General features: G+C 34.5%; 16 protein-coding genes and 1 riboswitch. Of the genes, 12 read left to right on the top strand and 4 right to left on the bottom strand.

Features of this window, described 5'->3' with window-relative positions; all coding sequences use genetic code 11:
• Nucleotides 1-76: 76 nt before the first annotated feature.
• The 6 genes from CLV73_RS08435 to CLV73_RS08410 all read left to right on the top strand — a co-directional run bounded on the left by CLV73_RS08435 (nt 77) and on the right by CLV73_RS08410 (nt 4130).
• A complete protein-coding gene (locus CLV73_RS08435; RefSeq protein ID WP_100376391.1) occupies nt 77-1216 on the top strand; it encodes a cystathionine gamma-synthase in 1140 nt (379 codons plus the stop codon).
• 100 nt (nt 1217-1316) lie between these two features.
• The gene (locus CLV73_RS08430; protein ID WP_100376390.1) at nt 1317-1796 is read left to right on the top strand and encodes a nuclear transport factor 2 family protein; all 480 of its coding nucleotides are present in this window, start codon (nt 1317-1319) and stop codon (nt 1794-1796) included.
• A gap of 5 nt (nt 1797-1801) precedes the next feature.
• On the top strand, nt 1802-2248 hold the full coding sequence (locus CLV73_RS08425; RefSeq protein WP_100376389.1) for a GNAT family N-acetyltransferase: 447 nt from the start codon (nt 1802-1804) through the stop codon (nt 2246-2248).
• A 70-nt stretch (nt 2249-2318) separates the two neighbouring features.
• Nucleotides 2319-2822, top strand: a complete 504-nt coding sequence (locus CLV73_RS08420) for a DinB family protein (RefSeq protein ID WP_100376388.1) — start codon at nt 2319-2321, stop codon at nt 2820-2822.
• A gap of 124 nt (nt 2823-2946) precedes the next feature.
• The gene (tnpA, locus tag CLV73_RS08415) at nt 2947-3372 is read left to right on the top strand and encodes an IS200/IS605 family transposase (protein WP_100376387.1); all 426 of its coding nucleotides are present in this window, start codon (nt 2947-2949) and stop codon (nt 3370-3372) included.
• A 209-nt stretch (nt 3373-3581) separates the two neighbouring features.
• Nucleotides 3582-4130 carry an L-threonylcarbamoyladenylate synthase gene (locus CLV73_RS08410; protein ID WP_100376386.1) on the top strand — a complete coding sequence of 183 codons (549 nt, stop codon included), beginning with the start codon at nt 3582-3584 and terminating at the stop codon, nt 4128-4130.
• Nucleotides 4131-4164: 34 nt separating this feature from the next.
• Here CLV73_RS08410 and CLV73_RS08405 read toward each other — a convergent pair whose 3' ends face one another.
• Entirely contained in the window at nt 4165-5139 is a 975-nt protein-coding gene (locus tag CLV73_RS08405; protein ID WP_100376385.1) for a hypothetical protein, read from the bottom strand.
• 132 nt (nt 5140-5271) lie between these two features.
• On the opposite strand from CLV73_RS08405, the gene CLV73_RS08400 reads away from it, so the two are divergent.
• On the top strand, nt 5272-6693 hold the full coding sequence (locus CLV73_RS08400) for a CCA tRNA nucleotidyltransferase (RefSeq protein WP_100376384.1): 1422 nt from the start codon (nt 5272-5274) through the stop codon (nt 6691-6693).
• A gap of 151 nt (nt 6694-6844) precedes the next feature.
• Here the strand turns inward: CLV73_RS08400 and CLV73_RS08395 are convergent, their stop codons facing one another.
• Together CLV73_RS08395 and CLV73_RS08390 are read right to left on the bottom strand one after the other, a co-directional pair.
• On the bottom strand, nt 6845-7909 hold the full coding sequence (locus CLV73_RS08395) for a hypothetical protein (protein WP_100376383.1): 1065 nt from the start codon (nt 7907-7909) through the stop codon (nt 6845-6847).
• Nucleotides 7910-7924: 15 nt separating this feature from the next.
• Nucleotides 7925-9754 carry a TonB-dependent receptor plug domain-containing protein gene (locus CLV73_RS08390; protein ID WP_100376382.1) on the bottom strand — a complete coding sequence of 610 codons (1830 nt, stop codon included), beginning with the start codon at nt 9752-9754 and terminating at the stop codon, nt 7925-7927.
• A 30-nt stretch (nt 9755-9784) separates the two neighbouring features.
• Nucleotides 9785-9961: riboswitch (cobalamin riboswitch) on the bottom strand.
• 65 nt (nt 9962-10026) lie between these two features.
• Between CLV73_RS08390 and CLV73_RS18905 the strand changes: the two genes are divergently transcribed.
• Nucleotides 10027-10197, top strand: coding sequence for a hypothetical protein (locus CLV73_RS18905; protein WP_157798760.1), 171 nt, complete (start codon nt 10027-10029; stop codon nt 10195-10197).
• 45 nt (nt 10198-10242) lie between these two features.
• On the opposite strand, the gene cdd is transcribed toward CLV73_RS18905, so the two are convergent.
• Nucleotides 10243-10725 carry a cytidine deaminase gene (gene cdd, locus CLV73_RS08385; RefSeq protein ID WP_100377024.1) on the bottom strand — a complete coding sequence of 161 codons (483 nt, stop codon included), beginning with the start codon at nt 10723-10725 and terminating at the stop codon, nt 10243-10245.
• A 102-nt stretch (nt 10726-10827) separates the two neighbouring features.
• On the opposite strand from cdd, the gene namA reads away from it, so the two are divergent.
• The 4 genes from namA (at nt 10828) to tssD (ending at nt 13199) form a co-directional block, all read left to right on the top strand.
• Nucleotides 10828-11880, top strand: a complete 1053-nt coding sequence (gene namA / locus CLV73_RS08380) for an NADPH dehydrogenase NamA (RefSeq protein WP_100376381.1) — start codon at nt 10828-10830, stop codon at nt 11878-11880.
• A 26-nt stretch (nt 11881-11906) separates the two neighbouring features.
• Nucleotides 11907-12197 (top strand): DUF2752 domain-containing protein, encoded by a 291-nt coding sequence (locus tag CLV73_RS08375; protein WP_100376380.1) that lies wholly within the window; start codon nt 11907-11909, stop codon nt 12195-12197.
• A 22-nt stretch (nt 12198-12219) separates the two neighbouring features.
• Complete coding sequence (locus CLV73_RS08370; RefSeq protein WP_100376379.1) at nt 12220-12552, top strand: CCC motif membrane protein; 333 nt, start codon at nt 12220-12222, stop codon at nt 12550-12552.
• A gap of 242 nt (nt 12553-12794) precedes the next feature.
• Complete coding sequence (tssD, locus tag CLV73_RS08365; protein ID WP_185116762.1) at nt 12795-13199, top strand: type VI secretion system tube protein TssD; 405 nt, start codon at nt 12795-12797, stop codon at nt 13197-13199.
• The last annotated feature ends 53 nt before the right edge of the window (nt 13200-13252 follow it).

Genomic DNA, 13252 nt, shown 5'->3' with positions numbered 1-13252 from the left:
AGCAAATAATAATAGAACTTTGGCAGGTTAGTTGTAAAGCTAAATGCCAAAAGCAATAAGCTAAAAGCAAAATATTATGAATTTTAATACAAAAGTTATACACGGAGGACAACACCACGAATCGGCTACAGGTTCTGTGAATGTTCCTGTATTTTTAACGTCTACATTCGCACAAAAAAGTCCGGGAGTACATTCCGGTTATGAATATTCAAGAGCTGCAAATCCTACAAGACAGGCTTTGGAGGACTCTTTGGCAAGCATCGAAAACGGAGCGAGAGGTTTGGCTTTCGGTTCAGGTTTAGCTGCGATTGATTGTGTTTTGAAATTATTAAATCCGGGTGATGAGGTTATTGCAGTGGATGATTTATATGGAGGAACCTACCGAATGTTCACCAGACTTTTCGAAAAATATCAGTTGAAATTTACATTCGTGAATTTTGATAATGCTTCAAAGATTGCTGATATTATTACCGATAAAACGAAATTAATCTGGGTGGAAACTCCAACCAATCCATTGATGAAACTGGTTGATATTAAAGCGGTGGTAGAAGTTGCAAAAGGAAAAGATATTTTAGTTGCGGTTGATAATACCTTTGCAACGCCATATCTTCAGAGGCCGATTGATTTGGGTGCTGATATTGTAATGCATTCTGCAACTAAATATTTAGGAGGTCACTCTGATGTTATTGCAGGAGCTTTGATTGCAAAAGATGCTGAATTGGGAGATAAGCTTCACTTCATCCAATTTGCGAGTGGAGGAATTTTAGGTCCACACGATTCTTATTTGGTATTGAGAGGAATTAAAACATTGGCTTTAAGAGTTCAGAGACATTCTGAAAACGGAATGGCGGTAGCGAAATATTTGGAGTCTCATCCCGCAGTAGACAAAGTAATTTATCCGGGATTGGAATCTCATCCGCAATATGAACTGGCAAAATCTCAGATGAAAGATTTCGGAGGAATGGTTTCTTTCACTTTCAAATCCGGTAAAAAAGAAGATGCAATCAAATTCCTGGAAAAAGTAAAGGTTTTCACTTTAGCAGAATCTCTTGGTGGAGTAGAGTCTTTAGCGAATCATCCCGCTTTGATGACACACGCTTCTATTCCTGCTGAAAAACGTGCTGAATTGGGAATTACGGATGATTTAGTTCGTTTAAGTGTTGGAATTGAAGATGCGGAAGATCTTATTGCAGATTTGGAAAAAGCTTTTTCTTAATTTTTAAAGTAGCACCTTGTCATTCTGAACGTAGTGAAGAATCTATACGTTTACTTCCATCAGAATGACAAGGTATTGAAAATATTTAAAATAAAACATCATGAGAAAGATTCAGATTATATTGTTATTGATTTTAGGTCAGATTGCATACGCTCAGGTAAAAAATTCTGATGAATTGTATAAAACAGCAAAAAAGTTAGATAGTCTGATATTTGATGTCGGATTCAATAGATGTGATCTTTCTCATTATGATGCTATCGTGAGTGATGATCTTGAATTTTACCACGATAAAGGTGGAATCACTGCCGGAAAGGAGGCTTTTATAGCTTCTATTAAGAATAATATATGTGGTGGACCTAACAAGGTAAAACGGGAGCTGGTTCCGAACAGTATGAAAGTGTATCCTTTGTATAGCAATAACACGTTGTATGCTTTTATCCAGGAAGGAGAACATGATTTTGCTGAACTTTATCAGGGAAAATGGAATAAAGGAAGCCGGGCTAAATTTACCATTCTCTGGATTTTGGACGGAAAGAACTGGAAAATGAAACGCGTGCTGAGCTACGATCATCATTTATAATTAATATGAAAAACACCAGAAAAGCTACAATTCAGGATTTGCAACAATTGGCTGAATTGTTTGACCAGTACAGGATTTTTTACCATAAAGATTCGGATATCCCGGCAGCTAAAAATTTTTTAACTGAAAGAATTCAAACCAAAGATTCTGAAATTTTTGTTGCTGAAAGTGAAGGGATGTTAGTTGGCTTTGTCCAGCTATATCCATTGTTTTCATCAACAAGAATGAAACGGTATTGGCTGCTGAATGATTTATATGTCGATGAAAATTATCGTGGCAAAGGCTTTTCAAAAGAATTGATAGACAATGCTAAAGAGCTTGCAAAATTAACTGATGCTGCGGGGATTCTTCTTGAAACAGGAAAAACCAATGATATCGGAAATAAACTATACCCATCTTGCGGATTCGAAATTTATGATGAGGTGAATTTCTACGAATGGACAAATAAGTAATATAAATGTCAAATGTCAATCGTTAATTTTGGCTGCTTATAACTCATAATTAATAACTTATAACTAAAAAATGACTGATTTTCAAAAATACGTACAAAGATATTTAGACAATATTCCATCCGAAGACTGGTTGGGAGAATTAAAAAAATCGGGAGAAAAAACAGTTGAAATTTTTTCAAATCTTACGGAGGAGCAATCGCTTTTTGCTTATGCAGACGGAAAATGGACTCTGAAAGAGTTGCTTTTGCATTTATCAGATACAGAAAGAGTTTTTCAATACAGAATTTTAGCATTCTCAAGAGGTGATAAAAATGAATTACCGGGTTTTGATGAAGAATTGTATGCCGATCAGTCTTTTGCTAATGGAAGAAGCTTGGAGTCTTTACTGGAAGAATATAAAACTGTTAGAAAATCTTCACAAATTTTACTGGAAACATTGGATCCGTCAGTTCTAAATAATATAGGAACGGCTAACGGAAATCAGATTTCCGTAGAAACCATCGGTAAACTGATTATCGGACACAATTACCATCACCTGAATATTATTGAGGAAAGATATTTGCCTAATTTGTGATGCAAAAATTAAACTTAATTTTTATCAATAGGAACGGGCTTTAGCCCGTTTCCAATTTTAATACAATCAATATGGCTTTAGCCAAACTAAGAAAGAATTTTATATTTTTGGCAAAACAACACAAATGCCATTTATTAAAATTTATATTCATGTCGTTTTCTCGACAAAAAATAGAATACCTTATTTCAATACTTCAGAATTAAAAATAAAAGTTTGGAAACATATTAAAGAAAATGCGACTGAAAAAGGAATTTTTCTAGATATTGTTAATGGTTATTCGGATCATTGTCACTGTTTAATTTCTCTCAGCTCAAATCAAAATATTGAAAAAGTTGTTCAATTATTGAAAGGAGAATCTTCGCATTGGATAAATAAAAATCAATTGACGAAAGAAAAATTTGCTTGGCAGGATGAATATTTTGCAGTTTCTGTTTCTGAATCTATGGTTGAATCAGTTAGGCAGTATATTAAAAATCAAGAAACCCATCATAGTAAGAAACCATTTACAGAGGAGTATCAGGAATTTATTGAGAAATATAATTTTAAATAGGTTTTGGCTAAAGCCAAATTTGATTTTATGATTTTTTGTAAAATGGACTAAAGTCCATTCCTATTGAATACATACCATGATTTCAAATGGATTTTGCACAAAGATTTGTAAATTTACGACTGGAAAAATCAAGAAGAAGAAGTTTTAACCTGTTTGTTCAAGATTAAATACATATTGCTGGCTTTAGTCAACTTAAAACTTAATTATTAATGGAAAACATCATAGAAATATTAAGATCCGGTGGAACAATCCTTTACCCAACAGATACAATTTGGGGAATAGGTTGTGATGCCACGAATATAGAAGCGGTCAACAAGATTTTTGACATCAAAAAGCGTGAAAAGAATAAATCCATGATTATTTTGGTGGAATCTGAAAAGAGATTGCAGGAATTGGTAGATGTTCCCGAAATGGCTTGGGAAATTATTGACTTGAGTGAAAAACCGGTAACAATCGTTTATGAAAATCCACGTGGTTTACCTAAGGAATTACTGGCTGAAGATGGAAGCATAGGAATTCGTTTGGTGAAGAATGATTTTTGTAAGAAATTAATTACCAAATTAAATAAACCGTTGGTTTCAACCTCTGCCAACTTCAGTGGTGATAAAAGCCCATTGAAATTTTCAGATATTTCTCCGGAAATCATCAGTCTTGTGGATTATGCGGTGGAAGAAGAAAGAGAGAAAGTTTCAAAATATTCCGGTTCTTCGGTAATAAAAATCTGGAGCGATAATAGGATAAAAGTTTTGAGAGAATAAAAAAAACGCTGTTTAACAGCGTTTTTTTATTGGATTATTTGAAATATTTCTGGTAGATTTCGTCATTTTCTGAATAGAATTTCAGCGCAAATTCCTTGTTATTAGTTACTTTAATATAAGAAAGGTCTGCCGAAGAATTGTCATCATACTGTTTTCCGCTTATAAACTCATCGTTAACGTCCAAAGTGTAGGAAAAGCTATCGGGATCATAGCTAGAATTTCCTTTTATATTCTTTACCGTTTTATTTTTGGGTTTTATGGAAATACTGACTGTATCATCCTTTTGTAGGATAACTTCAGATAGGGTATCAAATTGTACAATATTAATCTGACCGTTTTTTTCGTAACGTACCCTAACTACAGAATCCAGGTTTCCTTTCTCTTTAAGATAAGAAATAATAAATGCCTGATATGCAATTCCGTCGCTTCCAAACCAGCCTACTACGTCATAATAGGGCTTCTCCGCGACTTCAAGCTTTTTATTATAGAAATCTTTAAGAAGGCTGTACATAGGCTCTGTTCGGAAATAAAACCTGTCGATTTCATCTATCCTGTCCTGTGTCTGCAGTGATGCATTTCTGTGAATAATCGGTGTAAGATTTGTACTGTTTTGATCAGATTGTGTTCCTGTTATTTTACTTGTTTTTGGGTCAACCTCATAAACAAAAGTATCGGGACTGTAGCTCACATCTTTTCCCTTGATGATCTGCACTTTGCTGTTTTTTACAGGGATAAAAGAAATTTTTGTATTCCCGTTTTTCAATTTTTCTGCGTAGCAGTCGGAATAGAATTCTATTAAGTGTTCATTTCCTTCGGTGGTATAAAGAACTCTTATTGTAGCATCTGCACGTCTGTCGTTATCATTATGCTCATCAGTAACCATCATTACATTATATTTTACTCCCGAATTGTCGGTAAAATCGATAAAATCTGTATAATGAACATTTTTAGCCTGAGAGGAAAGAATCGAAAAAGAATACAGCAAAATAAGTAAGAATAGTTTTTTCATGGCCTTAGGTATTAGTAATTGTATAAAGTTAAGTAAAATTTATAAACGATTTTGTAATTGCTAAAAGATTAATCTAATTGTTATCTTTGCAAAAAATTTCATTTTAATATCTGAAATCCTATATCCTTAATAATGACAATCAATTTAAATCAAAATCAAAATTTAAAGCTTTTCAAAATAATTTCTGAGGTTGCAGACAGAAATAACCAGTCTGTATATGTTGTTGGAGGTTATGTCCGGGATTTACTGATGAAAAGAAAAGCTTCAACGGATATTGATTTTGTGACAGAACAAAGCGGTATTGAACTCGCTCAGAATGTAGGAAAGGAAATTGATCCTAAAATGAAAGTTTCTGTTTTTAAAACCTACGGAACGGCAATGATCAAATATAAAGATCTTGAGCTGGAATTTGTAGGAGCAAGAAAGGAAAGCTATACTGAAAACAGCCGTAAACCGGAAGTGGAAGGAGGGACTATTGAAGACGATCAGAAGAGAAGAGATTTCACGGTGAACGCAATGGCGATTTCCTTAAATAAAGACAATTTCGGAGCACTGATAGATCCTTTTAACGGAATTAATGATTTAGAAAAAGGGATTTTAAGAACTCCCTTAGAACCTGCTCAAACCTATTCTGATGATCCTTTGAGAATGATGAGGGCGATTCGTTTTGCATCAACATTACAGTTTCATATTGAAGAGAAATCTTTGGAAGCCATTAAGCAGGAAGCAGAAAGGATCAAGATTGTTTCTATGGAAAGAATTATGGTTGAGTTCAACAAAATCATGCTTTCCCAAAAGCCTTCCACTGGATTAAAATTAATGGAGCAAACGGGCTTAATGAAATTAATTATTCCTGAATTGATAGATCTGAAAGGAGTAGAAGAAGTGGAAGGACAGACTCATAAAGATAATTTTTATCATACGTTAGAAGTTGTTGATAACATTTCTGAAAATACAGATAATCTGTGGCTGCGTTGGTCGGCATTGCTTCATGATATAGGAAAAGCTCCGACCAAAAAATTCGTTGAAGGAACAGGCTGGACTTTCCACGGACATGAGTTTTTAGGTTCAAAAATGGTGAAAACGTTATTTCAGAGACTGAAATTGCCTTTAGGACCTGATATGAAGTATGTTCAGAAAATGGTAAAACTATCATCGCGCCCGATCGCATTAATTACAGATGATGCTTCAGATTCTGCCCTGAGAAGATTATTGTTTGATGCCGGAGAAGATCTTGAAGATTTATTCACACTTTGTAAAGCCGATATCACTACAAAAAATTCTAAAAAACAGGAGAAATTCAAGAAAAATTTTGAATATGTTGCGGTGAAGATCAAAGAAGTGGAGGAAAAAGATCAGGTGAGAAATTTCCAGCCGCCTATTTCAGGGGAAGAAATTATGGAAATGTTTAATCTGAAACCCGGTCGCGAAATCGGTATTTTAAAGGAAAAAGTAAAAGAAGCCATTCTTGAAGGCGAAATCGGGAATGACAGTGAAGAGGCCCGCAATTTTGTAATTGCTGAAGCAGAGAAGCTGGGATTGACTTTAGCCTAAAAATAAGTTTTGAAATAAATTATAAAGCAAAGGATTTTATTAATCTGTTACTTTTTTATTATACAAACAAAATCCGGGCGGTTTCGAAGAAACCGCCCGGACAACATAATATAAAAATAAAAAGTTTGTTATTCGCTTAGTGAGCGGAATATTAATTTTTATAGAAACCGTTTGTTCCGATTCCTGTATTAAAAGACTTAATTAGAGATCCGTTACTTGCACTGTAAACATATACTTTGCTGTCTGCTGTGAAACTTGCATCAGAAGTATAAATTCTGCCGTCAATTACATTGAAACCATACAGATAGCCAGGTGCAGTTAAAAGTGGAGCAGTTGGAGCTGTAGTGGAGTTGATGTCCATCGAATAAATTTTGTTGGTACTGTTTACAAAATAGAATTTATTAGATTCTATTTTTAATCTCTGTACTTTAGGAATTCCTGTAAGTGTAGTGGTCGTAAAAGCCCCTGAAGCTGAATTGATTTTATAGATATAAGAATTGGTGTTGTCTGAAGCCAGAGCATAAGCATCACCATTATAAGAAACCAGGTCTCTGATAATTCCGTTGCTTGGTAAGGTAACTGTTTTGTCAACTGTATTTGTAGAAGGCTTTACGATGGTAACAGTATATCCTGTCGGCAATTCATTATAATTGGCATCATAGGTAATTCCGTCTGTTTGTACAACGATATTTCCATTGGCTTCCACTACTTTTTCTGCAGCTCTGCTAAAGCTAATGCTTTTTACAAAAGAATTATTGTCTGTGCTGTAAACATTCAGTTTAATAGAATTGCTAAAGTTGTTGTTGGTAACATAATACTGATTTCCCGAAAAAGCAATATATCTTGCGCCATCCAGATTAGATGTTACGGTTGCCTGTTTTTTGAAAGTATATCTGTTAACGATATCTATTTTATTCGGAACGTTTGATACCAAATAAGCGTAATCTCCGTTGAAGCCTATTGTCTGTAAAACATTTCCTAAAACCTCTCCGTTATTGTTAGCAGAATAAATTTTATTTCCTACAGTGGACAGGTCATTACTTGTAAAAGAAACTTCGGCAGTCGGAGTAGTGAAGCCTCCTTCATTACTGATGAAGATTCCTTCCTGATAAGCGCCTTTTGGTTGTGTTTCGATAATCTCATCATCACTGCTACAAGCTATGTTGAAAAGAAATGTTGATACTAAAGCCAGAGGTAAAATTTTTCTGATATTCATTATATAATTATTTATTTAAAAATTAATAGTAAGGTTAATGCTGTAATGTCTTTGTGGCATATAATAATATGCGGTCGATTGATAAACCTGATTGAAAATATTATTCACTTTAAATCCTAAAGTGTAGTTCTTCAAAACTGTTCCGGAAACTCCTGCATTCATCACAAAATAAGGATCAATAGCGGCGCTTCTTTTTTCATCGGTATCTGTATAGGTAAGTCCGTTGAACATTCCCTGAACATATACTCTTAAGAATTGATACTGATAATCAATATTTCCAAAGAATTTATGAAGCGGAACATACATTTGCTGTTTATGCGTTTCCATATTGACGGACTTGCTGTAAGAATATCCCAGGTTTCCTTTCAGGGCATGATTGCCAAACTTTTTCGCATATTCAATCTGAGATTCCAGACCATAAGATTCCACTTCATCGGTATTCACAGGAGAATGATTTCCCAGTGAAGACGGAAGCCACTGTATCATATCGTAGATTTTCATATAGTACGGAGTTACAGATAATTTTATATCTGAAATTTTAAACTGATTTCTTAATTCAAACTGATAAGACGTTTCAGGCTTCAAATTTTCATTTCCTCCGGGGTACCAGTACAAATCATTAAATGTTGGATATCTGAAATTTCTGGAGATATTAAGGCTGGTCTCATACCATTTCAGAGCCTTCCAGTTTCCTGAAAGAGAAAATAAAACAGGTGAACTAATGTTTTCAACAAAATCTTTTTTTATTCCACCTTCAAAACGAAGATCTTTAGTAGCAAAATAACGGACTAACCCTGAAACGGAGCCGATATTTCTGCTGACTTTTTTGATCCCTGACTGATAGCCTTCACCGTCATTTACCTGAAACTCTGTGATGAGATTTAAGTTCCATTTGGATGAAAGAAAATAATTAAGATCATTTTTTAAGATATAATTTTTTCCTGTTCCGCCACTGGATTTTGGTTGGTCGATATTATTGAAATATTGAAAGTTTTCCTCTGTATAAGCCGCTTTAAAGGCATTGGTAAATCTGGAAGTATTCCAGTCCCAGGCAATCAGGCTTCGGATATTTTGAGTCTCATATTTTGTTTTGGTCTGAATATCTGCAAAAAAAACAGGGTAGTGCTGATTTCCGTTAAAAAACTCCGAGATCCAGGAAATTTGATGATGAGGTGCAATTTTATAAGCAACGGCAATATTGATATTTGAGTTATTATATTGTCCGTTTCTGTTCCTGTAATTTACTTCTTCAACTTCATAATCATTTTGGCTGATTGAATAATTTCCGGAAACTTTAAAGCTTAATTTATCATTACTAAAAGAAACCCTTGCAAAGTTATTATACGTATCAAAAGATCCTGCTTCAGAAAATAATGAGGCATGAATCCCTTTATTAAAATCCAAAATGTTGTTTAAGTGTATGCTTCCTCCAATGGCACCGCTTCCATATATTACACTTCCGCCGCCTGCCTTAATATCCATTTGTTCAAACCCGGATAAAGAAATATTGTTGATATCTCCTTGTCCTAAAAACATAGAGTTTATGTTGATTCCGTTCCATACAAAAGCAGTCTGTTGCGCTGTTGTTCCCCTGAATGAAGGCGAAGAAACCGCACCTCGGCCATTTTCTTTAATATAAACGGGAGACTGAAAACGTAATGTTTCGGAAAGATTGGTAGAATTTTTTTCGACGTCTTCAGCTTTAAGGGTATTGACTTTATGGAAAAGTTTTACCTTATTCATCTGGCTGTCGAAGACATAAATAGTATCAATCGTTTTCTCTTGTGCAAAAAGAAAACAACCGTAAGACGCAAAAAGCAGTACTAAAGATCTTTTAATATCCATTTTCTTTTACTTTTCCTCCGAAAGCAATGTTTATTTGATTATATTTTGGCAGGTCTCCTGACTTTCGCTTTCTACACCTTCCCGTTTTCACAGTGGTTTCTCGTAGAAATTTTCTAATGCGATCTACAGTTGCGGGGACAGTTTAGGATTTTCACCCAATTCCCTTTTCATTCCAAATAATTGGAAACCAAAATTTTTGCAAAGATAAACTTATTCATCAAAAATGCAAAAAAGATGAAAAGCTATAAAAATCGAAGATAAAAATATTCACAATGAATTCCCCTCCTTTGGAGAGGTGGCGAAAATTCAAAGAATTTTCGACGGGGTGGTTCTGTAGTACGGGTTTTTCTTTTCATAGTCACAATTTCCTAGCCCTGATTGCAGTGGAAATCCTTTTTGAAAAAAAAGATTGTAACGGAAAGCAGGAAATAGCTCCAAATTAGAAGTAATGTGAAGGAATTAGCTGTTCAAAAAAATGTTTAAAAGGCCTATAAATAAGTTCCGTCAAAAGAAAAAGGAAGAAGATCTTTTATAGAATGTACTTTGATGGTTTCTTCGTTTAAATTGGCAAAATAAAGTTCAATATTTTCATTTTGCTTGGTTTCATATTCTATGATACTTTGTCGGCATGATCCGCAAGGTGGAATAGGTGGGTTGTTTTCAGAAAATTCTTTAGGACCTCCTACAATAAAGATTTTTTTAATTTTTTCATTAGGAAAATTTGCGGCAACCCAGTAAAGCGTTGTTCTTTCCGCACAAAGCCCCGAAGGAAACGCTGCGTTTTCCTGATTGCTTCCCGAAAAGATATCTCCATTCTCCAAAAGTATGGCACATCCCACAAAAAAATCCGAATAAGGAGCATAAGCTTTCTCTCTTGCCGACTTGGCTTTTTCAAAAAGCGCCTGTTCGATTTCACTCAGCTCATTGCTGTTTTTGAAATGCTCATAACCAATATGTATATCTTTTCTCATGTCTTCTTTAAAAAAGGGGGATAAAATTAATCCTTTTTCGTAACGTAGGCAATACATTTTTACTAGACTAAATTTGTAATTTTAAAACTTAAAAAATAAACAATGTTATATTCACCAATACAATTTAGAAATGTGGAATTGAAGAATCGTTGGGTAATGTCTCCAATGTGTATGTATTCTTGCGAAAACGGATTGGCTAATGATTTTCATTTTGTGCATTACGGAAGTCGTGCACAAGGAGGAACAGGACTTATTATGGTGGAAGCAACCGGAGTAGAACCTCGGGGAAGAATTACGAATCACTGTATGGGAATCTGGAATGATGAGCAGGCCGAAAAACTTCAGAAAATCGTTGATTTTGTGCATCAGAATTCTGAAAGTAAAATAGGAATCCAGCTTGCTCATGCAGGGAGAAAAGGCTCTACCTGGAATAATATTCAGATTCCGGTGGAAGAAGGTTGGGAAACCGTAGCTCCAAGTCCTATTCCTTATCATCCTACTGAAAGAATTCCTCATGTTTTGACAGTGGATGAAATTAAAGAACAGGTTCAGAATTTTAAAAATGCGGCAAGAAGAGCTGTGAAAGCAGGTTTTGACATTGTTGAAATTCATGGGGCTCATGGATATTTAGTCCACCAGTTCTTATCACCACTTTCTAATATCAGAACAGATGAATATGGGGGAAGCTTTGAAAACAGGGTTCGGTTTTTACTTGAAATTGTAGAAGCCGTAAATGAGGAATTAAATGAAAATGTAGCTCTTTTTGTCAGAATTTCAGGAACAGAATATGCTGAAAACGGCTGGAATATTGAAGATAGTGTAGAGTTGGCAAAAATCCTAAAATCGTATAGTGTAGATCTGATTGATGTTTCCAGTGGGGGAAATATTCACGGAGCAAAAATTACTGTTTTTGATGGTTATCAGGTTCCCTTGTCTTCTGAAGTTAAAAACAAAGCGGAAGTAAAAACAGGAGCAGTAGGACTGATTAAGAAAGTAAAACAGGCTGAAGAAATTCTGCAGAAAGGAGACGCTGACCTTATATTCGTAGCAAGGGAAATTCTTAGGAATCCTTATATTGCAGTACAAGGTTCGTTTGAAATGAATGAAGAATCTTTTTTTCCACATCAGTATTTGAGGGCAAAAATTTCTTCTTAATTTAGAGCCGTCAAAATAAATTAAATATGAAAATCGAAGACTTTATGTTGCCTTGCCCAAGCAAAAAATTTCTGGGAATAGAATGTTTTGGTTGTGGTGCTCAGAGAGCAATCGTAATGGTTTTTGAAGGTCGGTTTGCTGATGCTTTTCATATGTTCCCGGCTGTGTACACTTTATTACTTTTTTTGTGCGTGGTTGGGGTAAATTTTATTGATAAGAAAAGAAATTATGGCACTGCAATTATTTCTTTAGCAATTATTAATTCAGTAATCATGGTGGTTGCTTATTTTTATAAACATTTTTTTATTTATATATAACACAAACATTAAAATTTTAACTATGAATCAACAAAAATTACCTAATGCTACGGCAGTACTTGTTTTAGGAATTGTATCTATCATAACTTGTTGCTGTTATGGTGTTGTAGGACTTATTGCTTCAATCATCGGACTTGTACTTGCCGGAAAAGATTTGAAGCTGTATAAACAGAATCCCGGCGAATATGATAACTATAGTAATTTAAATACAGGTAGAATTCTTTGTATAATTGGACTGGTTTTAAACATTCTTTCAATTATTTATTTTATTTATGTTATTACTGTAATTGGCGTAGATGCACTTTCTGATCCGCAGCTGCTACAAGAAAGGATTAGAGAAATACAGGGACGTTAATTTAAATTATAATTCAACAACAAAGACCACAGTAAGTGGTCTTTTGTTGTTAAAAACAGTAGCTCCGAACTTCCCAAATAACCGAAATAGTGTGCAATCGTAGAATTACTACAAAGAATCGTAGAATTACTACAAAATTTGAAATTGATGGTTAAAAGTTTTCGCGATCAGATGAGTGACTATATCTTTGTCTCATTAAAATCACCAAATCACGAAATATTAACGATTAAAATTTACAGATCATGGCAGCAAATTCAAGAGGAATTCTAAAATTCAACGGAGGAGAAGGTCAAAAATTATTAAAGCTGAACTACAGCGTATCCAGATCAACAGACGTATCGGGAAGAGTAGCTTCAGATCCTTCTAACGCACTTATTAAGCTTACTGTAGAAGCAACAGAAAAATCTGATATCCTGGAAAGCTTACTGAACGGAAAATATAAGCCTACAAGTGGAGAAATTACATTCAACAAATCTCACGAAGAAGGAACACTGATTACTTTGAACTGGGAAAACGGGTATGTAATTCAGCATGAAGTAGACTTTGATGCAGTAGATGAAAACTCTATGCTGATTAGTTTTACGGTAAGTGCAGAGAAAATCAACTATGGTAACTCTGCTTATGAAGGACTTTGGCCATCAGCTTAAGAAATACACACCACAATCAACATTCATAAAAAAAGACTGCCTAGAAATAGACA

The organism is Chryseobacterium geocarposphaerae (genome assembly GCF_002797535.1).
GTDB classification, from domain to species: domain Bacteria; phylum Bacteroidota; class Bacteroidia; order Flavobacteriales; family Weeksellaceae; genus Chryseobacterium; species Chryseobacterium geocarposphaerae.
The sequence above is the reverse complement of the archived record's forward strand: the minus strand, read 5'-3'. Positions and strand labels throughout refer to the sequence as shown.

What these genes read in the sequence shown, in the direction of transcription:
- tnpA (WP_100376387.1), top strand. Translation starts at nt 2,947, where the DNA reads ATGCCATTTATTAAAATTTATATTCATGTCGTTTTCTCGACAAAAAAT.
- cdd (WP_100377024.1), bottom strand. Translation starts at nt 10,725, where the DNA reads ATGAGAAAAGATATACATATTGGTTATGAGCATTTCAAAAACAGCAAT.
- CLV73_RS08425 (WP_100376389.1), top strand. Translation starts at nt 1,802, where the DNA reads ATGAAAAACACCAGAAAAGCTACAATTCAGGATTTGCAACAATTGGCT.
- CLV73_RS08375 (WP_100376380.1), top strand. Translation starts at nt 11,907, where the DNA reads ATGAAAATCGAAGACTTTATGTTGCCTTGCCCAAGCAAAAAATTTCTG.
- CLV73_RS08395 (WP_100376383.1), bottom strand. Translation starts at nt 7,909, where the DNA reads ATGAATATCAGAAAAATTTTACCTCTGGCTTTAGTATCAACATTTCTT.
- CLV73_RS08430 (WP_100376390.1), top strand. Translation starts at nt 1,317, where the DNA reads ATGAGAAAGATTCAGATTATATTGTTATTGATTTTAGGTCAGATTGCA.
- CLV73_RS08390 (WP_100376382.1), bottom strand. Translation starts at nt 9,754, where the DNA reads ATGGATATTAAAAGATCTTTAGTACTGCTTTTTGCGTCTTACGGTTGT.
- CLV73_RS08370 (WP_100376379.1), top strand. Translation starts at nt 12,220, where the DNA reads ATGAATCAACAAAAATTACCTAATGCTACGGCAGTACTTGTTTTAGGA.
- CLV73_RS18905 (WP_157798760.1), top strand. Translation starts at nt 10,027, where the DNA reads ATGAATTCCCCTCCTTTGGAGAGGTGGCGAAAATTCAAAGAATTTTCG.
- CLV73_RS08400 (WP_100376384.1), top strand. Translation starts at nt 5,272, where the DNA reads ATGACAATCAATTTAAATCAAAATCAAAATTTAAAGCTTTTCAAAATA.
- CLV73_RS08405 (WP_100376385.1), bottom strand. Translation starts at nt 5,139, where the DNA reads ATGAAAAAACTATTCTTACTTATTTTGCTGTATTCTTTTTCGATTCTT.
- CLV73_RS08420 (WP_100376388.1), top strand. Translation starts at nt 2,319, where the DNA reads ATGACTGATTTTCAAAAATACGTACAAAGATATTTAGACAATATTCCA.
- CLV73_RS08435 (WP_100376391.1), top strand. Translation starts at nt 77, where the DNA reads ATGAATTTTAATACAAAAGTTATACACGGAGGACAACACCACGAATCG.
- CLV73_RS08410 (WP_100376386.1), top strand. Translation starts at nt 3,582, where the DNA reads ATGGAAAACATCATAGAAATATTAAGATCCGGTGGAACAATCCTTTAC.
- tssD (WP_185116762.1), top strand. Translation starts at nt 12,795, where the DNA reads ATGGCAGCAAATTCAAGAGGAATTCTAAAATTCAACGGAGGAGAAGGT.
- namA (WP_100376381.1), top strand. Translation starts at nt 10,828, where the DNA reads ATGTTATATTCACCAATACAATTTAGAAATGTGGAATTGAAGAATCGT.